This is a genomic window from Pseudomonas sp. RW409 (assembly GCF_003184125.1).
In the GTDB taxonomy this organism is placed as follows: domain Bacteria; phylum Pseudomonadota; class Gammaproteobacteria; order Pseudomonadales; family Pseudomonadaceae; genus Aquipseudomonas; species Aquipseudomonas chlororaphis_I.
On record NZ_QHHP01000021.1, the window covers coordinates 310,143 to 334,481 of the forward strand.

The 24,339-nt window shown below is 65.0% G+C and carries 9 protein-coding genes; 4 read left to right on the plus strand and 5 right to left on the minus strand.

The window, feature by feature from the left end:
• Positions 1-3: 3 nt before the first annotated feature.
• A complete protein-coding gene (locus DK261_RS10230) occupies positions 4-681 on the minus strand; it encodes a response regulator (protein WP_009050065.1) in 678 nt (225 codons plus the stop codon).
• 154 nt (positions 682-835) lie between these two features.
• Between DK261_RS10230 and dsbD the strand changes: the two genes are divergently transcribed.
• From dsbD to DK261_RS10250, 4 genes are all read left to right on the plus strand, one after another.
• Positions 836-2,575: a protein-disulfide reductase DsbD gene (gene dsbD, locus DK261_RS10235; protein ID WP_016704290.1), complete on the plus strand. Its 1,740-nt coding sequence runs from the start codon at positions 836-838 to the stop codon at positions 2,573-2,575.
• Positions 2,575-3,447 carry a TlpA disulfide reductase family protein gene (locus DK261_RS10240; protein ID WP_009050067.1) on the plus strand — a complete coding sequence of 291 codons (873 nt, stop codon included), beginning with the start codon at positions 2,575-2,577 and terminating at the stop codon, positions 3,445-3,447. The genes dsbD and DK261_RS10240 overlap by 1 nt, the downstream gene beginning before the upstream one ends.
• Positions 3,423-4,190 (plus strand): thiol:disulfide interchange protein DsbG, encoded by a 768-nt coding sequence (gene dsbG / locus DK261_RS10245; protein WP_009050068.1) that lies wholly within the window; start codon positions 3,423-3,425, stop codon positions 4,188-4,190. Before DK261_RS10240 ends, dsbG begins: the two co-directional genes overlap by 25 nt.
• 148 nt (positions 4,191-4,338) lie before the next feature.
• The gene (locus tag DK261_RS10250) at positions 4,339-7,641 is read left to right on the plus strand and encodes an ATP-binding protein (protein ID WP_256597566.1); all 3,303 of its coding nucleotides are present in this window, start codon (positions 4,339-4,341) and stop codon (positions 7,639-7,641) included.
• 139 nt (positions 7,642-7,780) lie between these two features.
• On the opposite strand, the gene DK261_RS10255 is transcribed toward DK261_RS10250, so the two are convergent.
• From DK261_RS10255 to DK261_RS10270, 4 genes are all read right to left on the minus strand, one after another.
• The gene (locus tag DK261_RS10255) at positions 7,781-8,125 is read right to left on the minus strand and encodes a DUF6124 family protein (protein WP_009050070.1); all 345 of its coding nucleotides are present in this window, start codon (positions 8,123-8,125) and stop codon (positions 7,781-7,783) included.
• A 554-nt stretch (positions 8,126-8,679) separates the two neighbouring features.
• Positions 8,680-9,732, minus strand: coding sequence for a hypothetical protein (locus DK261_RS10260; RefSeq protein ID WP_110175675.1), 1,053 nt, complete (start codon positions 9,730-9,732; stop codon positions 8,680-8,682).
• Positions 9,733-10,017: 285 nt separating this feature from the next.
• Complete coding sequence (locus DK261_RS10265; protein WP_110175676.1) at positions 10,018-10,836, minus strand: alpha/beta fold hydrolase; 819 nt, start codon at positions 10,834-10,836, stop codon at positions 10,018-10,020.
• A gap of 196 nt (positions 10,837-11,032) precedes the next feature.
• The gene (locus DK261_RS10270; protein WP_110175677.1) at positions 11,033-24,049 is read right to left on the minus strand and encodes a non-ribosomal peptide synthetase; all 13,017 of its coding nucleotides are present in this window, start codon (positions 24,047-24,049) and stop codon (positions 11,033-11,035) included.
• Positions 24,050-24,339 lie beyond the last annotated feature (290 nt).

Below are 24,339 nucleotides of genomic sequence, written 5' to 3' on the forward strand. Positions count from 1 at the left end.
CACTTACGACTCCTCCCCACCATCCGCCGGCCCCAGGCGATAGCCCAGGCCGCGCACGGTCTCGACGATGCCATTGCCGAGTTTGCGTCGCAGGTGGTGGATGTGCACGTTGAGGGCATTGCTTTCCAGTTCGTCGTTGAAGCCGTAGACGCTGTCCTTGAGCTGTTCGCTGGACAGCACCCGGCCGCGGTTGTGCAGCAGTGCCTGGAGCAGCGACTGCTCGCGTCGCGACAGGTCCACCGGCTGGCCGCCGAGCAGGGTTTCGCGGGTGCTCGGGTCGTAGGTCAGGCGGCCGTGTTCGATCAGGTTGACGCTGCGCCCCGCCACCCGGCGCAACAGGGTATGCAGGCGCGCCGCCAGTTCCCGCAGGTCGAAAGGCTTGAGCAGATAATCGTCGGCGCCGGCCTGCAGGCCGTCGACCCGGTCGCTGACCGAGTCCCGCGCGGTGAGGATCAGCACGGGGATTTCCAGGCCGTTGTGGCGCAGCTGCTTGAGCAGCTTCAGGCCGTCTTCGTCGGGCAGGCCGAGGTCGAGCACCATCACGTCGAACTCCGCCACGCCGAGCATGGCCCGCGCCGCCGAGGCGGTGGCCACATGTTCGACCGTCAGGCCCTGGGCCGTGAGGCCGGCCACGATCCCGCTGGCAATCAGTTCATCATCTTCACAGACCAGTACGTGCATGGTGAAACCTGTAGAAAAGGGGTGCATTAAAACTATCGCCGATTAAGCCGACATTATGCCCGCACCGCCAGTGTCACAAGGCGTGCAGGGTTAATCATCGGTTAATCGCCATCGGCCATTGTGCCCCCCACTTGCACCGGTTTAAGGCTTTTCCATGCGTCGTCTGTTCATCCTGTTGTTCATGCTGCTGTCGGGCCTGGCCCAGGCGGGTAACAACCCGTTCGAGGTCAAACCCGACTTTCTCCCGGTCGGCAAAGCCTTCGTCTTCACCTCCGAACGCCTGGCCTCGGGGGAAACCCAGCTGTTCTGGCAAATCGCCGATGGTTATTACCTGTATCAGCAGCGGCTGAGATTCGACGGCCTGGCGGACGCGCAAAAACCGGCGCTGCCCGAGGGCGAGGCCCACAGTGACGAATTCTTCGGCGCGCAGCAGGTGTATCGCCAGGGCCTGGAACTGAAAATCCCCGCCGGCGCCACCGGCAAGGTCAAGCTCGGCTGGCAGGGCTGCGCCGACGCCGGCCTGTGCTACCCGCCGCAATCTTTGGAAGTGGACCTGGGCGGCAGCCCGGCCGCCGCCAATGCAACCAATACCCCTGAGGCCAGCGACCAGGCCCTGGCCAGCGGCCTGCAACAGCGGGCCCTGGGCTGGAGCCTGCTGGTGTTCTTCGGCCTCGGCCTGCTGCTGGCCTTCGCCCCCTGCTCGCTGCCGATGCTGCCGATCCTCGCCGGCCTGGTGGTGGGCAGCGGCGCCAGCCCGCGTCGCGGCTTCGCCCTGGCCGGCAGCTATGTGGTGTGCATGGCCCTGGTCTACGCCGCCATGGGCGTACTGGCCGCGCTGCTCGGCGCCAATCTGCAAGCCCTGCTGCAACAGCCCTGGCTGCTGGGCAGCTTTGCCGCGGTGTTCGTGATCCTTGCGTTGCCGATGTTCGGCTTCTTCGAGCTGCAACTGCCGGCGGCCCTGCGCGACCGCCTGGAAAACGCCAGCCGTTCGCGCCGCGGTGGCAGCCTGGTCGGCGCCGGGGTGCTCGGCGCCCTGTCCGGCCTGCTGGTGGGCCCGTGCATGACCGCGCCGCTGGCCGGCGCCCTGCTGTACATCGCCCAGAGCGGCAACGCCCTGCATGGCGGGCTGATCCTGTTCGTCATGGGCCTGGGCATCGGCCTGCCGCTGTTGCTGCTGGTGACCCTGGGCAACCGCTTCCTGCCCAAGCCCGGTCCGTGGATGAACCTGCTCAAGGGCGTGTTCGGCTTCCTGTTCCTCGGTACCGCCATCGTGCTGCTGCGCCCGGTGCTCGACGAGTCGCTGTGGATCGGCTTGTGGGGCGCGCTGGCGCTGGTCCTGGCCTACACCGCCTGGTATCAGATGCGTGCCGCCGGGCGCGCCGGGCACCTGTTCGGCGCCGGCTCGGTGGTGTTCGGCCTGTGGGGCAGCCTGCTGCTGGTGGGCGCCGCCGGTGGCAGCGACGACCTGTGGCGACCGCTGAAGGTCTACAGCGGCGGCAATGCCGTGGCGGCGGTCAGCGCCCACGACGCCTTCACCACCGTCAAGGCGCCGGCCGACCTGCAAGGCGCTCTCGACGCCGCCAGGGCCCAGGGCCAGTGGGTGCTGCTGGACTACTACGCTGACTGGTGCGTGTCCTGCAAGATCATGGAGAAACAGGTGTTCGGCCAACCCCAGGTCCTCGACGCTCTGAAAGACGTGCGCCTGCTGCGCCTGGACGTGACGGCCGACAACGCCGCCAGCCGCGAACTGCTCAACCGGTATAAAGTGCCGGGGCCGCCGAGCCTGCTGTGGATCGGCCCGGACGGCGAAGAACGACGCAGCCAGCGGATTACCGGCGAGGTAGACGCCGCTGGCTTCCTGCAACGCTGGACCGCTACCCGAGAAGCCCGTTGATGCTGACCTTTACCATCGGCACCTTTGCCATCGCGCTCAACCACCTGCTGCTGATCAGTGCCCTGGCGCTGGCCACCTTGGTTGGCTGGCGAGTCGCCAAGCGCGGTGGCGAGAACCCGGAATCGGTGCTGTTCGGCCTGTTCCTGCTGGGCATGCTGGCGGCGCGCATCGGCTTCGTGGTCGCCTACTGGAAGCATTACCGCCACGACCTGTGGCAGATCATCGACCTGCGCGACGGTGGTTTTCTCCCTTGGCCGGGGGCGATCGTCCTGCTGCTGGCCGCCCTCGCCTGGGGCTGGCGCCGCCCGGCCCTGCGCAAGCCGCTGGGCGCCGGGGTCGGTAGCGGCCTGGCCTTCTGGCTGCTCGCCACCCTGTCCCTGAGCATTTTCGAACAAGGCACACGGCTGCCGGAGATCGCCCTGCGCAACGCCGACGGCGGCACCGTGCAACTGACCAGTTACCAGGGCAAGCCCCTGGTGATCAATCTCTGGGCCACCTGGTGCCCGCCCTGCCGCCGGGAAATGCCGGTGCTGGAAAGAGCCCAGCAGCAGCGCCCGGACCTGACCTTCCTGTTCGTCAACCAGGCCGAAAGCATGCAGAGCGTCAGCACCTTCCTGGCCACCCAGGACCTCAACCTGAACAACGTGCTGTTCGACGGCAGCGGCCGCCTGGGCCAGGCCGTGGGCTCCATGGCGCTACCGACTACGCTGTTCTATAGCGCTGACGGGCGCATGCTCGGCAGCCACCTGGGCGAGCTGTCCGAGGCCAGCCTGGCCCGCGCCCTGGAACATTTCGACCGACCGCATTCGACCACGGCCACGCAGGCCGCCCCTTCAAGGAAACTGCCATGCCCTTCATCCGCCACCTGCTGAGCCTGTCCCTGGGCGCGGCCCTGCTCCAGGTACCGCTGCTGCACGCCGAAGAACTGCCCCAGGCGATCAAAAACATCGAAGCCAAAGGCGCCAAGATCGTCGGCCGCTTCGACGCCCCGGACGGCCTCAAGGGTTATGCCGCGCAGTACCAGAACCGTGGCATGGCCCTGTACCTGACCCCGGACGGCAAGCATGTGCTGCTGGGCAACCTGTACGACGCCGACGGCAAGGACCTGAGCGCCGAGCCGCTGCAGAAACTGGTGTATGCGCCAATGGCCAAGGAAGTCTGGGCCAAGATGGAAAAGAGCAACTGGATCGCCGACGGCAAGGCCGACGCGCCACGCGTGGTCTACCTGTTCAGCGACCCCAACTGCCCTTACTGCAACATGTTCTGGGAACAGGCGCGGCCCTGGGTGAACGCCGGCAAGGTCCAGTTGCGGCACATCATGGTCGGCATCATCCGCGAAGACAGCCCGGGCAAATCCGCCGCCCTGCTGGCCGCCAAAGACCCGCAAAAAGCCCTGCAGGACCACGAAAAAGCCGGCAAGGGCAGCAGCCTCAAACCCCTGGACAAGATCCCCGCCGAAGTCCAGGCCAAGCTCGACGCCAACATGGCGCTGATGGACGAACTGGAGCTGTCCGCCACCCCGGCGATCTTCTACATGGACGACCAGGGTGAACTGCAACAGCAACAAGGCGCGCCGGCGCCAGGCAAGCTGGTGAAAATTCTCGGGCCTAAATGAATGAGATGCGCCAAGACCTGACCCGTAATGGCCTTTAGCCTTACCGACAGCGTTACACTACTGCCTTTATTCACGCAGACAGGGAAGTGACGTTTTGATAGCTCAAGGACAAGCTAGGCTTTTAGACATTCTCGATTACTGGCACAAGGTGGAGTTCTTTCTACCTTATGCCCTCGAGAAATATGTCGAGGACTTCAAGGAATGGGAGACCCGATGGCTCTCCCAGGAAGATCTCCAGCAGAGCAAGGACAGCCGCTGGCGCAACTTTTCCATCCCGGACGACCTTCAAGTCAAAGGCTTCAACCTCTACATCGGAGTCTTTGATGCCTCCGTCATTGCAACTCTTTGCGAACCGCACCTGGCCGCTTTATCGGTAGACGAGAACACCTTCTATGAAGAGCAGGAACGGGTGGAGCTTGAAGGGCTGACGTGCTTTGCCAAGATCAAGCTCAACGCTCAAGCCGTCCCGCAACTGGATGCCGTGTCACTGTCGACGGCTCCCTGGGCCCTGGGGCAAACGGTGAGCAAAGGGCTTGGCGCTCTTGGCCATCAAGCCTTCGAAGACGCCAAGGAGCAGTTGATCAAACTGCTGCACAACTTCCATGGACAGCGCCAGCAAAACGATGACCCGAGCTTGATGGCTGAGGAAGTCCTGCATTTACATCAACTGCTGTGCAACTGGGCCAGTTTCACGCCTGAGCAGAACAGCGGTACCGCGGTCGCATTGCTTCAAGTCCTGACCCAGCCCAAGGTCGAGAAACCACTCACCCAACTCTCTGCGGCACAGGCACCGGAAGTCGAGGATGAAGAAGAACCCGATACCGAGATCGACATTCTCAACAGCTTTTTCATAAAAGACATCGAGCGTGCGATCGCCAGCTTGCAGCGCGCAGAGCAGCCGCTGCCTTTGCTTCAGTACCTGGGCGAAGCCGACCCGAGCAAAAGAATCGACCTGTATACCGATCATGGCCGCACGGCCATTTACCAGGCCCTGCAACCGCAATGCATAAACCCCGGGCATTGGCCGGATGAGCCCGGCCATGCCATGAGCCTGATGCAACAGTTCGCGATCAATACCGCGCTCGGCACCTTGGAAAACAGCGGGGTGTTCTCCGTTAACGGACCACCCGGGACAGGCAAAACGACCTTATTGCGCGACATGTTCGCCGAGAACATTGTTCGTCGAGCGCGGGTATTGGCGGGATACAGCGAGGCGGCAGACGCTTTTGTTGGCGGGAAAAAACCGCAGGTCACCTTCAAGGGCATGCCGAATACCTACACCATCCGCGCGCTCAAGCCTGAGCTGACCGGCTATGAAATGGTGGTGGCCTCCTCCAACAATGCCGCCGTGGAAAACATTTCCCGGGACCTGCCCAAACGCAAATCCCTGGGAAAATGCTGGAGCAACGTGCAGTACCTGCAACCGGTCGCCCATAAGATTGCTGCCCAGAAAAGCGATGGCAGCATCAGCCCCCTGTCCGATGAGGACAAACCCTGGGGTTTGATCTGCGCCGCACTCGGTAACAGCGGCAACCGAAAAGCCCTGCAGGAACGTTTGTTTTTCAACCCGGTAGACACCACCGAGCCCAATCCGCCCCTGACGATTCGGCAATGGGTGGATGACTATAAGGGCCCCACCTTCAAGGAGGCCTGCGCAGCCTTCAAAAAAGCCGACGAGGAGGTCAGCAAGGCGCTGGAGGAGCGAGCCCGCTACGCCAGCCTGCTGGAAGAAATGGCGGCTACCGATGAGCCGGCCTTCCTGCACCCTCAACAGCAGTCATTCAATCAGGCCGAACAGACCAGGGCGTCCGCCCAGCAAGCCCTCGACCGCCAGCAACAGCAACTTCAAGCAACGGCGCAACACCTGAGCAGCCTGCAGGAACTGGAGCGCCTGATAGATCGCAGTCGTCCGGTCTGGTGGAAGCGCTTGTTCAATACTCAAGCAGCTAAAACCCACCGTAATGAACAACAGGAAAATGCCCGGCTCCAGCGTCTGGCGCATGAAGAGATCAACCGCGCGAAAAGCCTTCTGAACAATAGCCTGAGACCGGAACTTGAAAGCGCGCAAACCGCATTGCTGTTCTGTAAAAGCGAACTCGATGCCCGTAAAGCGCAATGGCAAGGCAAGTGCCAATGCCTGGACGATTTCGCCAGCCGCCTGGGCCGTCCGAACCTGCCAGGCCAACTGAGTGAACTGGAGAACAGCGACTTCCAGATCAATGGGCTTTGGCATGATGCCGCGCTCAACCGATTGCGCTCGACCGTGTTCGCCGCGGCGTTGACCCTGCATGAGGCCTGGCTTGCCGAGGTCGCGCCCTCAGGCTCGAACGGCAAGGGCTTCAGCGCCAACCTTGCAGCCATCAGCCTGTTGCTGAGCAACAAGACACCCGAGGATGAGCGACTGACCCAGGTGCTCTGGCAAAGCCTGTTCATGGTGATCCCGGTGGTCTCGAGCACCTTTGCCTCCTTTGGCAACCAGTTCCGTGGGCTGGGTGCCGGCTCTCTGGGCTGGCTGTACATCGACGAGGCAGGGCAAGCCGTGCCCCAGGCCGCCGTCGGTGCCTTGTGGCGGGCGCAGCGCGCCATGGTGGTGGGCGACCCCCTGCAAATCGAGCCGGTCTTCACCCTGCCGCAACGCCTGGTCAAGACACTGGGCCAGCTATCGGCGCACACGGCAAACGATGCCTTCGCCCCCAATCGCGTGTCGGTCCAGAGCCTGGCGGACCAGAACAATCGCTATGGCAGCGTGTTCAAGAACGACACCGATGAAGAGCTGTGGATCGGCAGCCCGCTGAGGGTCCACAGACGCTGCATCGAACCCATGTTCAGCCTGTCGAACCAGATCGCCTACGGTAACAAGATGGTCTTTGGCCTGCCCAACGCCCACGCCGAACAGGACGCCCCGGTGTACAGCTCCAGTTGCTGGGTCGATATCCCTGGCAATGTCGAACACAAACAGGTCGTCCCCAAGCAGATCGAGTTCATGGTCGATCTTCTCGGGCAGCTGTACCTGCGCGATGGAGAACTGCCGCAGCTGTACGTGATCTCGCCGTTCAAGGCCGTGCGCCTGGCCCTGCAGAAAGCCATACGCGCGGCGGCCTGGGCCAGGCCCAACCATCGCCCGAAATTACCCGCGGGCGAGTTGAAACAGTGGTTGAAAGCCTCCATCGGCACCGTGCATACCTTCCAGGGCAAGGAACAAGACACCGTGTTCATGCTGCTGGGGGCAGACCCCGAGCATGCGGGAGCGGCGCAGTGGGCCGCCTCCAAACCCAACCTGTTGAACGTTGCCCTCACCCGGGCCAAACGTCGGGTCTATCTGGTGGGGGATTTTGACCTCTGGGGGTCGCTGCGCTATTTCGATGCGGTGAGTCGCGGCAAATTCCCGCTGCAAAGAATGGGGCCTGCTTCATTTCTGGCAAGACTGAATGCTCTGGAAGAGCAGGCCTAACGTTGAACACCGTCAGCGCCTGACGCTGACCTGAAGATATTTGGTGAACGCGCTCGCCCCCCACGGATACCTGATTGTGAAACAACGATCAGGCCCCTGTGGGGGCGAGCCCGCTCAGGATGAACGCTTCAAAAACGACTCAACGGGCGCCGCGCCCATCCAGCAACGCATCCACCACCGCCCTGGCCATTTCCACGGAATGGACCATCGACCAGATCAACCCACGCTCCAGGCCACTGCCGCGTTCGGTGATTTCATCGCTGACTTCTTCAGCGCATTTGAGCAGCAACGACACATGCACCAGGGCTTCTTCGGCGCTGATGCCTTCGCGTACACAAAAAAGAGAATCCGGACCTACCGGCCCTGCCGTAGTGGCGTGGAGAGAATCAAATGCTTCAGGAGGCGAACTGGCCAGCGCCTGACGCAAGGTTTGATTGGCGGTTTTCAACTCAGGGTAACGATATACAGGGATTGGCTTTTTCATGGATGCGGTCCTCAACACAGTGGATATGAACACCCAGCAAATACTTCTGGGTCTTCGTACGTTCCCGATATGTTTCGGACTTGCACATCCGGCCATTGATTTCGCAATGACCTGTGCAGGCTAGTGCGTCAGGCCCCCCGTATTCAAGCGGCAAACCACTTCCCGGAAATGCCCTACAAAAGAAAGCGAATCGGCCCCCTGTAGCCGCTGCCGAGCCTGCGAGGCTGCGATCGACTGCGTAGCAGGCGCCAAACCTGCCCATGCGGTGTGTCAGGAAAAATACCGTCGCCTGGTTTGCGGCCGCTTCGCGCCCGATCGCAGCCTTCGGCAGCGGCTACAGGGGAGTGTCAGAATTCGGCGCCTGTGGATAAGCGACTGCCGACGGCGCGATCGGCTCGGTCCGCGTTCGGGCGCAGCAAGTGCCAAACCTGCCAATGCGGTGTGTCAGGCAAAACCCCATCGCCTGGTTTGCGGCCGCTTCGCGCCCGATCGCAGCCTCGCGGAGCTCGGCAGCGGCTACAGGGGCGTCAGCATTCGGCGTTTGTGCGTAAGGCTCAGGCGAACTCGTCTGGTGCTTCGCGGGCAAGGATGTTCTCCAGTTCGTCCGTGTCTCCCCGTTCGTTGAGGATGGCGCTGACCTGATCGACCCAGACCTTTTCCGAGGCAATCCCGGCCCACGACTGGCTGCCGAAGCCGTGATACGGACGGTCATCGAAGGTGCTGATCAGTAGTTGGTTGAAGCGCACCGTCTCCAGGTTCTTGCGCTGGATCTGCATCTGCAGGGCCCCCAGCACCTTCTGCTGCTCTTGCGGGTTCGGGCGATAGCTGAAGAGCCGCGGCGAGCTGAGCACCAGGAACTGCGGTGGAAGGTTTTCATCGATGGCCGCCTGCAAGCGGTAATGGCCATCGAGAATCAGGTGGCAGCTCAGGCCGCTGACGTACCACAGCAGGATGGGCGGCAAGCTGCCTTCACGGGCTTTCTTGCGCCACCATTTGAGGCGCCCGGAATGCGGGTCCACTGCATGCAGGCCGACCACTGCGCCGCCACTCTCGCCCAACTCGACCCAGCGCGCCGCGCCGGGTTGCCGGTTGTCGAGGATGTTGCGGCCGTAGATCGCCCACTGCGGCATATGGCTCAGGGCGTCTTCACCGCCCTTGAAGTACCAGGCTTCGGTGCCGCTCAGCAACGGCCGCATCGGCTTGAGGGATTCCGGGCGCAGGGCCCGTACCAGCCAGTAGCCGGGGTAGAAAAAGTCCGGCTGATGCTGCATCAACTGCTGGACGAAGAAGCGGCTCCAGGCCTTGAGGCGCAGGGCCGGGTCGAGGCGTATCTGTTGCTCCACCTGAGGCGAGTCGATGGGGCCCACCAGGGTTTGCGGCAATTGCTCCAGCAGGTGATTGCGTACCAGCCACACGCCGTAAAGGCAGCGGGACATGCTGCCCCACAGCAGCGTCTGGTCACCCAGCACCAGTTGCATGCGTCGGTTGTTGCCACTGAGCAGGCGCAGGTTCGGCTTGCCGCTGGCCGGGCGCTTGACGTCCACCCCGAGGCCGTTCCAGTTGACGGCCAGGTCCTCGATATCGCGCCAGTAAATCTGTTCCGTCATGGCCCCTGTCCCTGAATGAAAACGCCCGACGCAGGTGCTTGGACCTGCGCCGGGCGCGACTATAGCAGAGGGGTCGGGGGTAGCCTTGAGATCGAATCGCGGGCAAGCCTCGCTCCTACAGAAGCGCCGTCAACCGGAAGATTCGGCGGCATTACGCAGTCGCATCGCGGGCAATCGAGCATCGACCGGCCGCTCCTACAGAAGCCGCGATCCACCAGGGAAAATACGGCTTCTGTAGGAGCGAGGCTTGCCCGCGATGACGTCAGCCCAAACGCCGCCGAGACGTCAGCAGGAATACCGCTGCGCCAGAAACGCCAACAACGCCTCGGTGACAAATTCCGGGTTCTCCAGATTAGAGATATGCCCCGCCTCAGGCACCAGCTGATAAGGGCAACCAATCAGCTCGGCCATTTCCCGGGTTTCCGACGGCGGGCGCGGTTTGTCCTGGTCGCCGCACAGCAGCAAGGTGGTCTTGGGGTCCAGCTGGTTCAGGCGCGACAGCAGGTCTGCGCGGCTGAAGGTGATGCGGCCCATGGGCACCACGCTTTCGCGCAGGCGCTCGCTGGGCAGTGCCGCGAGGACGGCGCGGAAGTCCTGGTACAACGCCGACTGCGGGTCGATGCCCGGACGGAAGAAAATCGGTACCACGATGTCCAGCAGTTGCGGGGCGATCACCCCGCTCTCTTCGATCTGCTTGAACAGCGAGAAGTAATACTGGCGAGTCGGCTCCGGCTCGGCCCCGAGATAAGTGTCCATCAACACCAGGCCATTGATGCGCTGCGGCGCCGCCAGGGCCAGGCGCGCGCCCCACATGCCGCCCACCGACAGACCGACCAGGGTGATGCGCTCGATCTCAAGATGGTCCAGCAGCGCCAGCACCTGCCGGGCGATATCGTCCAGCGAAGCAGTACCTTGCGGTAGCGCACCAGATTGGCCGTGGCCCCACAGGTCCAGGGCGATCACCCGGTACTGTCGGGACAGCGCCTCGATCTGCGGCGCCCACATGTTCAGGTCCCACAGGTAACTGCCGGCCAGCAGCACCGCGGGGCCGCTGCCCTGGTCCAGGTAGTGAAGGGCTTGTCCATCAATAGTCGCGAAGGGCATCAACTGTCTCCTGTCAGGTGGGCTGCGAAAAAGCTTCGGTAGACTGTGCCGGTGAAGGGTTGCCGTCAATCGGACAAGTCCTAACGGCCGTGCAAGCCTGGAGGTTTTTCGCGAGCAAGCTCGCTCCTACATGGGACATATCGCCTTCTGTAGGAGCGAGCTTGCTCGCGATAGGGCCAGCACTGACAACACTGGATTACAGCCCCTCCAGCTCCGCCATCAGATCGCTCAGGCGATCGACCTTCTCCTCGCTGATTTCACTGCTCGCCAGGCTGTCGATGTACTGCGCCAGTTCCTCCACCGTGCTGCATTCGAACATTGCCCGCAGCGGCACGTTGCGTTGCAGGGTCTTCTGCACCCGCGAGGCGATCTGCGTGGCCAGCAGCGAATGCCCGCCCAGTTCGAAGAAGTTGTCCCGGACCCCGACCCGCTCGACCTTGAGCACCTCGGCCCAGATAGCGGCCAGGGTCTGCTCCAGCTCGCTGCGCGGCGCCAGGTAGTCCTGGCTGTGCAGCTGGCCGATCTCCAGGGCCGGCAGGGCCTTACGGTCGAGCTTGCCGTTGGCGTTGAGCGGCAGGCGTTCCAGCCACAACCAGTGCAGCGGCACCATGTATTCCGGCAGCTCGGCGCGCAGGCGTTGCTTGATGCGCTCCAGGCGTTCCGTCGGGTTCAGCGCCGAGTCGCTGGCCACCAGATAGCCCACCAGATGCTTGCCGTTGACGCCTTCCTGCACGCCGACCGCCGCGTCGCGGACTTCCGGTTGTTCGTGCAGGCGGGCTTCGATTTCCCCCAGCTCGATGCGGTAGCCACGGATCTTCACCTGGTGGTCGATGCGCCCGACGTATTCCAGTACGCCATCGGCGCGACGGCGTGCCAGGTCGCCGGTGCGGTACAGGCGTTCGCCCGGGGCACCGAACGGATGGGGCACGAACACCTGGGCGGTGCGCAGCGGATCGCTGACATAGCCACGGCCGACCCCGGTACCGGCGACGCACAGCTCGCCCACCGCGCCCAGCGGCACCAGGTCCAGCGCGCCATCCATCAGGTACAGGCGGTTGTTGTCGGTCGGCGTACCGATCGGCAAGTAGCTGCCACGGGTCGAGGCCATGTCGACGCGGTAGAAGGCCACGTCATCCGAGCACTCGGCCGGACCGTAGGCGTTGACCAGGCCGATCTGCGGGTAACGCAGCAACCATTGATGCGCCAGCTCCGGCGGCATCGCCTCGCCGGTCGGCAGCATCCAGCGCAGGCCATCAAGGTGGATGGACTCCTGGGCCAGCATGCCCTGGATCAGCGACGGCACACTCTCCAGCACCGTGATGCCCTGCGCCTGCACATGGGCCAGCAAACCTTGCGGGTCATGGGCGATGGCGTTCGGCACGATGTCCACCCGCGCGCCGAACAGCGGCGCGGCGAGGAACTGCCAGACCGAAATGTCGAAGCTCTGCGACGCAGTCTGGGCGATCACGTCGGCTTCGCTCAATTGCAGGTACGGCACCTTGCTCAGCTGGTTGTTGAGCATGCCGCGCTGCTCGACCATCACGCCCTTCGGCAGGCCGGTGGAACCCGAGGTGTAGATCACATAGGCCAGGTTGTCCGGGCCGCTGTAAATGCCTGGGTTGTCCAGCGAATGATCGGCCGCTTGCACCTCTTCCCAGACCAACAAACGGGGTCGGTTGGCGCAGGCGAATTCGTCCAGCAAGGCTTGCGCCTGTGCCTGGCAGGCCGCGGTGCACACCAGCAACGGCGTGCGGCTCAGCTCGATGATCCGCCCCAGGCGCTGGCTCGGCAGGCCCGGGTCCAGCGGCAGGTAGCCGGCGCCGGCCTTGAAGCTGCCGATGATCATGCCCAGCAGGTCCAGGCTGCGCTCGGCCAACAGGGCCACCGGCTGGTCCAGGCCCACGCCGTTGGCGATCAGGGCGTGGCCCAGGCGGTTACTGCGCTGGTTCAGTTCGGCGTAGCTGTATTGCAGCTCCTGGCAACTGGCGGCGATGCGTTGCGGATGGGCCGCCACCTGCGCTTCGAACAGTTCGACGTAGCTGCACTCCAGCGGGTACTCATGTTTGCTCTGGTTGCAGCCGGCGAGCAGGAAGTCCTGTTCTTCTGCGCCCAGCAGCGGCAGCTCGGCCATGTCGCCATGGAAGCCCTGCACCAGCGCCAGCAGCAGGCGCTTGAATTCGCCGAGCATGCGCTCGATGGTCGCTTGCTCGAAGTAGCGCTGGTCGTAGGACAGGTGCAGCCCCAGGTCATCCCCCGGGTAGCACACCGCGGTCAGCGGGAAGTTGGTGTGGGTGCGGCCGGAATCCGAGGTGGCGTTCAGGCTTTGCGCGCGGTCCAGCACCGAGACTTCCACCGGCGCGTTCTCGAACACGAACAGGCTGTCGAACAGCGGCTGGCCCTTGGGCAGTTCGCTGTTTTCCTGGATCGCCACCAGCGGCAGGTACTCGTACTCGCGCAGCTCCATATTGCGTTCCAGCAGGCTGCTGAGCCATTGACGCACGCTCAAGCGCTGACCGTCTTCCGGCAGCTGCACCCGCAGCGCGATGCTGTTGATGAACAGGCCGACGGTGCGCTGCATCTCCGGCATTTCCACCGGGCGCCCAGCCACGGTGACGCCGAACAGCACGTCACGCTCGCCGCTCAGGCGCCGCAGGACCAGGGCCCAGGCCGCCTGGGCGAAGGTGTTGACGGTCAGTTGATGCTGCTGCGCCAACTCGCGCAGTTGCGCGCCGTCGCGGGCATCGAGCCGGGTGTAGCAGTCACCGACGATCATGCCGCCGCTGTCGCCGGCGTGCTCACGCAGGAACGGCCGGTCGCTCGGAATCGGCGTGGTGCGCTCGAAGCCTTGCAGGTTGTTTTTCCACCACTGGCGCGCCTCGGCCAGGCTCTGGCGTTGCAGCCAGCCGATGTAATCGCGGTAGCGTGGCGGTACGCTGAGCTGGGCTTCGCGACCTTCGCCCAGGGCGGTGTAGATCTCGAAGAAGTCGTTCATCAACAGCGAACGGCACCAGGCATCGATCAGGATGTGGTGGTTGCTCATCATGAACCAGTAGCGCGCGGCCCCCACGCGGATCAGCCGCAGGTGGAACGGCGCCTGCTCGAGCAGATCGAAACCGGCCTCGCGTTCGCTTTTCAGCAGCGCCTGCAACTTCGGCTCCTGCTCGGCTTCGGCCACTAAACTCCAGTCCAGGAACTCGATCGGCGTGCCGCCCGGCTTGTGGATAACCTGCAGCATGTCTTCGCCGACGTTCCAGCAGAAGGACGCGCGCAGGGCTTCGTGACGAGCCACCACCGCCTGCCAGGCCTGGGCGAAACGCGCAGGGTCCAGCTCGCTGTTGATGCGGTAGCGGTCCTGCATGTAGTACAGGCCGGTGCCCGGCTCCAGCAGGGTGTGCAGCAGCATGCCCTCTTGCATCGGGGTCAGCGGGTAGACGTCTTCGATGACCCCGGCTGCTACTGGCAGCGCGTCCAGCTGCGCCTGGGTCAGGCGCGCCAGGGGGAAGTCCGACGGCGTCAGGCCGCCGGCATCGTCCTCCAGGCAATGGGCGATCAGGCAGTGCAGTTCGCCGAGGTAGGCCTGGGCCAGCTCGTCGATGGTCTGCGGGTCGAAACGCTCGCCGCTGAAGGTCCAGCGCAGCACCAGCTCACCGGCGTAGACCTGGCTGTCGACGCTCAGCTCGTTGGGCAGCGGCGCCTCCGGCGAATGGGCGGCGCCCACCGGCTCGTCCAGCGGACGGAACAGCGCGTCGCTGGCAAAGCTCTGGTCGAACTGGCCCAGGTAGTTGAAGGTGATCGGCGCCTTCGGCAAGGCCGCCATGCCTTGCTGGATCGCCGCGTCGGCCAGGTAGCGCAGCACGCCATAACCCAGGCCTTTGTGCGGTACGGCGCGCAGCTGCTCCTTGATCGCCTTGATCGAGGCGCCCTGCCCGGCCGCTTCCTCTATAGCCAGCGGGGTCAGGCGCAGCGGGTAAGCGCTGGTGAACCAGCCGACCGTGCGGGTCAGGTCGATCTCGTCGAACAGGGTTTCGCGGCCGTGGCCTTCGAGCTGGATCAGCGCCGAAGCCTCGCCGGTCCAACGGCAGAGTACGCGGGCCAGGGCCGTCAGCAGCAGGTCGTTGACCTGGGTGCGGTAAGCGCTCGGCGCCTGTTGCAGCAACTGCCGGGTGCGCTCGGCATCCAGTTTCACGCTGACGGTCCGGGCATGCTTGTTCTGCCGCCCGCCCTCAGCGTGTTGCACCGGCAGCATCGCCGCCGGGCCAGCCAGTTGGTCCTGCCACCAGCTCAACTCTTCGCGCAGCGACTCGCTGCCGGCATAGGCCTGCAGGCGTGACGCCCAATCGCGCAAGGCGCTGGTTTTCGCCGGCAGGCGCGGCGTCTGCTGAGCTTCAAGCTGGCGGTAGAGGTTTTGCAGATCCTCCAGCAGCACCCGCCAGGACACGCCGTCGACCACCAGGTGGTGAATGGCGATAAACAGGCGTTGCTGCTCATCCGGACCGTCCACCAACAGTGCGCGCAACAGCGGTCCGTTGGCCAGGTCGAGGCTGCGCTGAGCCTCGGCGAACAGCGCAACACATTGATCCATAGACGCCACATGCATCTGCACCAGCAGCGGCGCTTCGGACAACGGTTGATGCATCGCCTGCCATTGGCCGTCGACCTGGGTAAAGCGCAGGCGCAGGGCGTCATGCTGGGCCAGCACCGCGTGCAGCGCTTGCTCCAACAACTGCCCATCGAGTGCCTGGGTCGGCGCCAGCAGCAGCGCCTGGTTCCAGTGCTGACGCTCGGGGATCTCGCTGTCGAAGAACCAGTGCTGGATCGGCGTCAGGCCCGACTCGCCGCTGAGCACGCCTTGCTCGGCAACAATCTGCTCGCTGCGGCTGGCCACCGCGGCCAGGGTCTGCACGGTCTGATGCTGGAACAAATCCCGCGGGCTGAAATGAATGCCCAGCTGGCGGGCGCGGCTGACCACCTGGATCGACAGGATCGAGTCGCCGCCCAGTTCGAAGAAGTTGTCGTGCAGGCCGACCTGCGGCAGGTTCAGCACATCGCACCAGACCTGGGCCAGGGTTTGCTCCAGCTCGTTGCTCGGCGCCACGTACTGCTGGCGGTTGAGTTCCAGGTCCGGTGCCGGCAAGGCACGGCGGTCGAGCTTGCCGTTGGCGGTCAGCGGCATGCTCGCCAGCAGGACCAGATGGGTGGGCACCATGTAATCCGGCAAGTGGATTTTCAGCTGGGCCTTGATCGCTTCGCGCAAGGCAGCTTGCTGCTCGTCACTCTGTTCGGCGACATCGGTCACCAGATAACCGGCCAGCTGTTTGCCGCCGGACATGTCCAGGGCCAGCACCACCGCTTCGCGCACCGCCTCATGTTCCAGCAGGCGGTTTTCGATTTCCCCCAGCTCGATGCGGAAGCCGCGAATCTTCACCTGATGGTCGACCCGGCCGATGTATTCCACCTGACCGTCGGCGCACTGGCGCACCAGGTCGCCGGTGCGATACAGGCGCCCGCCTTTAGCGCTGAACGGGTCGGCGACGAAGCGCTCGGCGCTCATGCCCGGACGCTGGTGGTAACCCTGGGCCAGGCCGGCCCCGCCGACATACAACTCGCCGGTGGCGCCTTGTGGCAACAGAGCGAGATCGGCGTCGAGGATGTAGGCCACGCGCTCACCGACCACCGTGCCGATCGGCACACTGCCGACGCCCTCCTCCAGTTGTTCCGGCGCCAGGCTGGCCAAAGGCATGACCACGGTTTCGGTGGGGCCGTAGGCGTTGAAGAACAGGCTCGGCTTGAACGCCGCGCGGATGCGGCTCAGGTGCTCGCCGGTCAGTGCCTCGCCGCCGGTGATGCACATGCGCACCGGCAGGGTTTCGCCCTGGGTCGCCAGCCACTGCGCCAGCTGGCTGCCGTAGCTCGGGGTGAAGCCGAGGATGTTGATGCGGTGCTGGCGGATCAGCTGGCAGATCTCTTCGGTGTCCCACTGCCCTTGCGCCCGCAGCACCACCTGGGCGCCGCTGAGCAGCGGCACCAGCAGACGCTCGGTGGCGGCGTCGAAGTTGATGGAATAGAAGTGCAGCTCGCAGTCGTCCGGGCGCATGCCGAAGCGCTCGATCACCGCACGGCAATGCATGGCGATCTCGCCATGGGACACCACCACGCCCTTGGGCTTGCCGGTGGAACCCGAGGTGTAGATCAGGTACGCCTGGTGCTGCGGCAGGCTGATAAAGGGCAGCTCACCGGCCGGGTAGTTGGCCAGTTGCGCGCCGTCCTCTTCCAGGCACCAGCGCGCCACGCTCGGCGGCAGCTGGCCCAGGGCCTGGAACATCGCCGCGTCGCTGAGCAGCAGGCCGATGCCACTGTCTTCGATCATGTAGTGCAGGCGGTCCAGCGGGTATTCCGGGTCCAGCGGCACGTAGGCGCCGCCGGCCTTGAGGATCGCCAGCAGGCCGATGACCATTTCCAGCGAACGCTCCAGGGCCAGGCCGACCCGCACCTGCGGGCCGACGCCACGTTCACGGAGCATCCAGGCCAGGCGGTTGGCGCGGCTGTCGAGCTCGGCGTAGCTCAGGGTCTGCCCGGCGAATGTCAGGGCCGGCGCGTTCGGGCGCAGCAGCGCCTGTTCGCTGAACAGGTGATGGATGCGCTGGTCCAGGCGATGTTCGCCGGGCTCGACGCCCAGGCTGTCCAGCAGTTGCTGTTGCTCGGCGCGATCCAGCAGCGGCAATTCGCTCAGGCGCTGCTCGGGGCTCTCGATCAAGGCCTCCAGCAGGTTGCGCCAGTGCGCCGCCATGCGCGCGATGCGCGGCTCGTCGAACAGGTCGGTGCTGTAGGTCAGGCAGCAACCCAGGCGATGATCGAGGTCGGTGACTTCCAGGTTGAGGTCGAACTTGGTGGCCCGCGCATCGTTGGCCAGGTATTCGACCGTCATCCCGGCCAGGCTGCGGCTCTGCTGGAACTCCCAGCGCTGGACGTTGCACATCACCTGGAACAGCGGGTTGTAGGCGGCGCTGCGCGGCGGTTGCAGGGCTTCCACCAGGTGGTCGAACGGCAGGTCCTGATGGGACTGGCCTTCGATCACGGTGTGCCGCACCTGCTCGAACAGCTCGCCGACGCTCATCTGCCCGTCGAGCTGGCAACGCAGTACCTGGGTGTTGAGGAAGGCGCCGATCAGCCCTTCGCTTTCCGGACGGATGCGGTTGGCCACCGGCGCGCCGATGCGCAGGTCGGTCTGGCCGCTGTAGCGATAGAGCAGCACGGCCAAAGTGGCGGTCATGGTCATGAACAGGGTCAGGCCGTGTTCCGCGTTGAAGCGGCGCACCCGTGCCGCCAGCTCGTCGCTGAGGTCGAAGCGGTACAGCTCGCCCTGGTGGCTTTGCACCGGCGGCCGCGGACGGTCGCCCGGCAGTTCCAGCAGCGGGTGTTCGTTGCCCAGTTGCGCGGTCCAGTAATCCAGCTGGCGCTGACGCTCGCCGGACTCCAGCCACTGGCGCTGCCAGACGCTGTAGTCCAGGTACTGCACCGGCAGCGGTTCCAGCGGCGAGTCGCGGTCGTCGATAAAGGCTTCGTACAACGCGCTCAGCTCACGGGCGAAGATATCCATCGCCCAGCCTTCGGTGACGATGTGGTGCAGGGTCAGCACGAAGTAGTGCTCATGCTCCGCCGCCTTGACCAGGCAGGCGCGCAGCAGCGGACCGGTTTCCAGGTCGAATGGCTGGTGCGCCTCGCTGTCGGCCAGCTGTTGCAGGCGCTGTTCGCGGGCCGCTGCATCCAGGCTGGAGAAGTCCTTCCAGGCCATGCGCACGCCGGTTTCAGCGTGCACCCGTTGCCGGGCCACGCCGTCGACGCTGGGGAAAGTGGTACGCAGGGTTTCGTGACGCAGGATCAGCGCCTGCAGCGCCGCCTCGAAACGCCCGACATCCAGCACGCCCTTGAAACGCGCCATGCCGCCGACGTTGTAGGCCGGGCTGTCCGGCTCCATCTGCCAGAGGAACCACATGCGCTGCTGGGAATAGGACAGCGGTACAGGCGCGCTGCGGTCGACCTTGGCGATCGGCTGTTGCTGGTTGCGCTTGCCGGATTCCTGGATCAGCCGCACCTGCTCGGCGAAGTCGCCCAGCTCGCTGGCTTCGAACAAGGCCCGCAGCGGCAACTCGACGTCGCAGGCCTGGCGGGTCCGGGAAATGATCTGCGTGGCCAGCAGCGAGTGGCCGCCCAGGGCAAAGAAGTCATCGCGCAAGCCAATGCGCTGCTGCCCCAGCACCTCGCGCCAGATCGCCGCGATCTGTTGTTGCAGTTCGGTGACCGGCTCGACGTGTTCACGCACCTGCCATTGCGGCTCCGGCAAGGCGCGGCGGTCGAGCTTGCCGCTCGGGCTCAGCGGCATGGCCGAAAGAAGCATCAGTTGCGCCGGCACCATGTACTCCGGCAACTCGCTGGCCAGGGCGGTTTTCAGGCGCGCGATCTGCACCTCCTCATCTTCCACATCCGCAGTGGCGGTGTAATAACCGATCAGCTGTGCACCGGCCGCGGTCTCGCGCACCAGTACCGCGGCCTGGGCCACGCCCTCCTGGGCCAGCAGGCGCGCTTCGATTTCCTGGGGTTCGACCCGAAAGCCGCGCAGTTTGACCTGCTGATCGAGGCGCCCGAGGTATTCCAGCGCACCATCGGCCGCCCAGCGCACTCGGTCGCCGGTGCGGTACAGGCGCGCGCCCTCGGTGCTCAGCGGGTCGACGACAAAACGTTCGGCGCTCAGCCCCGGCCGCCCGAGGTAACCACGGGCCAGGCCGATCCCGGCAATGCACAGCTCGCCCGGCACGCCGGCCGGCACCGGGTTGAGGTCGGCATCCAGTACCCGGCAGATCACATTGCCCAGCGGCCGGCCGATGGGCGAGCGCTCGCCATCGCTGCTGCGGCAATGCCAGTGGGTGACGTTGATCGCGGTTTCGGTCGGGCCATAACGGTTGTGCAACTGGACGTTCGGCAGTTGCTCCAGCACCCGGTCGCGCAATTCGGCCGGCAAGGCTTCGCCACCGGAGAACAGCCGGCGCAGGCTGCCGCACTCGTCGCTCAGCGGCTCATCGACGAACAGCTGCAACAGCGGCGGCACGAAGTGCAGCGTGGTCACGCCGTATTGCTGCACCAACTGGGCGATGCGATGCGGGTCGCGGTGTTCACCCGGCGCGGCCAGCAGCAGGCGGCAGCCGGTGATCAGCGGCCAGAAGCATTCCCACACCGACACGTCGAAGCTGATCGGCGCCTTTTGCATCAGCACATCGCTGGCATCCAGGCGGTAAGTGTTCTGCATCCACTGCAAGCGTTCGCTCAGGGCCGCGTGGGTGTTGCCCACGCCCTTGGGCTGGCCGGTGGAGCCGGAGGTGTAGATCACATACGCCAGGTTGTCGCCGTGCAGGTGCAGGCCCGGCGCATGGCTCGGCCAGCTGTCGAGCTTGAGGCTGTCCATGGCGATGGCGCTGACACCCTCGGCCTGGGGCAGACGCTCGAGCAGCTGGGTCTGGGTCAGCAGCAGCTCGACGCCACTGTCGGCCAGCATGTAGGCCAGGCGTTCGGCCGGGTAGTCCGGGTCCAGCGGCACATAGGCGCCGCCGGCCTTGACGATCGCCAGCAGGCCGATCAACAGCTGCGGCGAACGCTCGGCGGCGATGGCCACGCAGACATCCGGGCCGACCCCTTTGTCGCGCAGGTAATGGGCCAGGCGGTTGGCCTGGGCATGCAGCTCGGCGAAACTCAGCTCGCCGCCCTGCCACACCAGCGCGGTGCGCTCCGGGGTCTGTTGCAGTTGTGCGTCGAGCAGCTCGGGCAGCCATTGGCTGGCCGCCGCGCAAGGGGCTTCGCTCCACTGTTGCTGCTGCGCCTGCTCGCAGGGGTTGAGCAACGGCAAGTCGGCGATGGCGGTCTGCGGACGCTCGCAGGCCTCGCGCAGCAGGCTGACGAAATGCTCGGCCAGGCGCTCGACGGTCGCGGCCTCGAACAGCTCGGCGGCGTAGTCGAAGGACAGGCTCAGGCGGCCGTTGCGGTCTTCTTCGCTGTGCAGTTGCAGGTCGAACTTGGCCTCGCGGCTGTGCCACGGCAGCTCTTCGGCCAGCAGCCCGGGCAACCGGCGCAGGGCGCCGAGGTCGCGTTGCTGGTGGTTGAACATGACCTGGAACAGACCCTGTTCGCGGGCCTGGGGGAAGGCTTCGAGCAGTTGCTCGAACGGCAGGTCCTGATGGGCCTGGGCTTCCAGCGCGGCCTGGCGGGTCTGCGCCAGCAACGCGCTAAATGGCAGGCGACCATCCACCTCGGCGCGCAGCACCAGGGTGTTGATGAAAAAGCCGATCAGGCCCTGGGTTTCCAGGCGCGGACGGTTGGCGTTGGGCACGCCGATGCGGATGTCGCGCTGGCCGCTGTAGCGATGCAGCAGGCTCTGGAACGCCGTGAGCAACAGCATGAAAGGTGTGGATTCATGGGCCTGGGCGGTCTGGCGAATGGCTTCGCTCAGGCTCGCCCCCAGGCGCAGGCTGTGGCGCGCGGCGCTGTGTTGCCGCTGCGCCGAGCGCGGGTGATCGGTGGCCAGGCTCAGGCTTGGGAGCTCGTCGCCCAACTGCTGTTTCCAGTAGGCCAGTTGCCGCTCGCCTTCGCCCTGGGCCAGCCACTGGCGCTGCCAGCTGCCGTAGTCGGCGTATTGCAGCGGCAACGGCGCCAGGCTCGCCGCCTGGCCTTGCACGGCGGCGGCATACAAGCGCGAGAACTCGTCGATCAGCACATTCAGCGACCAGCCGTCGGCGATGATGTGGTGCAGGGTCACCAGCAGTTGGTGCTCTTCGTCGTCGAGGCGCACCAGGGTCACCCAGAGCAGCGGGCCTTGTTCCAGGTCGAACTGGGTACGGGCTTCCTCCTCGCGGATCTGTTGCGCCCGCGCTTCGCGCTCGGCCAACGGCAAGTCGCTGAGGTCGATCACCTGCAGGTTGAATTCGCCGGCGGCTTCGACCTGTTGCAGCGCCTGGCCGTCGCGCTCGAAAAAGCGCGTGCGCAGGGATTCATGACGCTCGATCAGTTGCTGGAAGCTGGCGCGCAGGGCGTCTTCGTCCAGCTCGCCGCGCAGGCGCAGGCCGCCGGGAATGTTGTAGGCGCTGCTGTGCGGGTCGAGCTGCCAGGTGATCCACAGGCGATTCTGCGCCAGGGACTGAGGCAGCGCCTCGGCACGCGACAAGGCATTGATCGCGCCCTGGGCCAGGCCGCCGTCCTGTTGCAATTGCGCGACCTGCGCGGCGAAAGCGCCGAGGGTCGGCGCCTCGAACAGCAGGCGCAGGTTCAGCTCCAGGCCGAGTTCTTCACGCAGGCGCGCGACGACCTGGGTCGCGGCGATGGAGTTGCCGCCCAGCAGGAAAAAGTGATCGTCGCTCGCCACTTGCTCGACGTGCAGCTGTTCGCGCCAGATGCGGCCGATCAGCTCTTGCAGTTCGCTGCTCGCTTCGCCGCTGGCCTCGTCGATCGCCGCCTGGCGACTAGGAAACTGGGCATAACTGTCGAGGCTGCCATCGGCCAGGCGGTTGCGGCAGGCCGAACGTTGCAGCTTGCCGCTGGAGGTCTTGGGCAACGCGCCGGGGTTAAGCAGGACCACCACGCTCGGCGCTTGCTGATAGGCCTCGGCCACGGTCTGGCGAATCAGCTTGATCAGCGCCTCCGGCGTGAGGATCTTCTGCACGCTGCGGCTGATTTCCGCGGCGATACCAATGCCTTCCTCGCCCTGTTCGGTGACGGCGAACGCCGCGACCCGGCCCTTGCGCACCACCTCGACCTCACGCTCGATGGTCTGCTCGATGTCCTGTGGATAAAGGTTGTGGCCACGCACGATCAGCATGTCTTTCAAGCGACCGGTAATGAACAGCTCGCCACCGCGCATGAAGCCCAAATCGCCGGTGCGTAGCCAGGTCTGGCCGGCGTGCTGAACGAAGGTCTTGGCCGACGCCTCGGGGTTGCGCCAGTAACCATGGGCGATGCTCGGGCCGGCGGCCCAGACTTCGCCGACCAGGTTGTCTTCCAGCTCGACCAGGGTGTGCGGCTCGACGATCAGCACGGCGTGCTCGGGCTGGCTGGTGCCGCAGCTCATCATGGCGTTGCCGGTGCCCGGCTCGGCGCGGTTCTGCGCCAGGGCCTGCTCGTCCAGGCGCAGGGCCGGGATGCCCTGGCCACGGGTGCCGCCGGCAACAAACAGGGTGGCTTCGGCCAGGCCATAAGAGGCAAAGAAGTTGTTCGGGGTGAAACCGCAGGCGGCGAACTTCTCGGCGAAGCGCTCCAGGGTGTCCAGGCGGATCGGCTCGGACCCGGAATAGGCCACGCGCCAGCGGCTGAGGTCCAGGCGCTCCAGGGCCGATTCGCTGACCCGCTCGCTGCACAGGCGATAGGCGAAGTCCGGGCCGCCGCTGATGGTGCCGCCGTATTCGCTGATCGCCTCCAGCCAGCGCAACGGCCGGCCGAGGAAGTAGGCCGGCGACATCAATACGCAGGGCACGCCGCTGAAGATCGGTTGCAGCAGGCCGCCGATCAGGCCCATGTCGTGGTACAGCGGCAGCCAGCTGACGATCACGTCGTCGGGGTTGAGGTCGATGCCGAAGCCGCGGCGGATCAGCACTTCGTTGGCCACCAGGTTGCCGTGGCTGACTTGCACGCCCTTGGGCAAGGCGGTGGAACCCGAGGTGTATTGCAGGAAGGCGATGTCGCCGCCGCGCAGTTCGGTGGCCGTCCAGCCTTCGGCCAGGCTCGCCTCCAGGGTGTCCACGCAGAGCAGCTGCGGCGCGTCGGCGCCTTGCAGCTCGTCCATCTGCGCCAGGGAATCGCGCAGCCCGCTGCTGGTCAGCAGCAGCCGCGGCTCGGCGTCGGCGATGATCGAGATCAGCCGCTCCTGGTGATGGCGTCGGCTCGACTCCGGCGGATAGGCCGGCACCGCGATGACCCCGGCATACAGGCAGGCAAAAAACGCCGCGACATAGTCCGGGCCGCTGGGGAACAGCAGCACCGCGCGATCGCCCAGACCGGCATTGGCCTGCAGCGCCGCGGCGATGGTCCGGGCGCGCAGATCCAGGTCGCGATAACTGAGGACCACGCTCTGATCCTGCTCTTCGGCAAGAAAGCGCAAGGCCACTTGATCGGGGGTCTGAGCCGCCCGGCGTTGAAGGGCTTGAGCCAGAGTGCTGGGGAGTTCGAACGCGTCCATCATGGGGTTTCCTGCGCGGATTGTGCTTGCACGTAGAGCCGCGGACCAAGGCCGCGACCGTTACATAAACCTTTGAAAAATAAAGGCCCCTGCCCTCGGAACGGGGCATCTGGAGACTGCTGTGGCGGGATGTTCCACCCGTAGCCTTTCTCCAATGAGAACGGATGGCGTCTTGAAATAATTAGTCCCCACCCACCCCTCGAACACCTTCACAAAGTGCGACAACGAGCCGCAGTTCTCACTGCGCACCAAAGAGGATCATTAATTCTCTTTCTCAATTGACAATCATTATC

Bases quoted from the DNA above. Each gene is read 5' to 3' on its own strand.
- DK261_RS10265 (WP_110175676.1), bottom strand. From the start codon at position 10,836: ATGCCCTTCGCGACTATTGATGGACAAGCCCTTCACTACCTGGACCAG.
- DK261_RS10260 (WP_110175675.1), bottom strand. From the start codon at position 9,732: ATGACGGAACAGATTTACTGGCGCGATATCGAGGACCTGGCCGTCAAC.
- dsbD (WP_016704290.1), top strand. From the start codon at position 836: ATGCGTCGTCTGTTCATCCTGTTGTTCATGCTGCTGTCGGGCCTGGCC.
- DK261_RS10270 (WP_110175677.1), bottom strand. From the start codon at position 24,049: ATGATGGACGCGTTCGAACTCCCCAGCACTCTGGCTCAAGCCCTTCAA.
- DK261_RS10240 (WP_009050067.1), top strand. From the start codon at position 2,575: ATGCTGACCTTTACCATCGGCACCTTTGCCATCGCGCTCAACCACCTG.
- DK261_RS10230 (WP_009050065.1), bottom strand. From the start codon at position 681: ATGCACGTACTGGTCTGTGAAGATGATGAACTGATTGCCAGCGGGATC.
- DK261_RS10255 (WP_009050070.1), bottom strand. From the start codon at position 8,125: ATGAAAAAGCCAATCCCTGTATATCGTTACCCTGAGTTGAAAACCGCC.
- dsbG (WP_009050068.1), top strand. From the start codon at position 3,423: ATGCCCTTCATCCGCCACCTGCTGAGCCTGTCCCTGGGCGCGGCCCTG.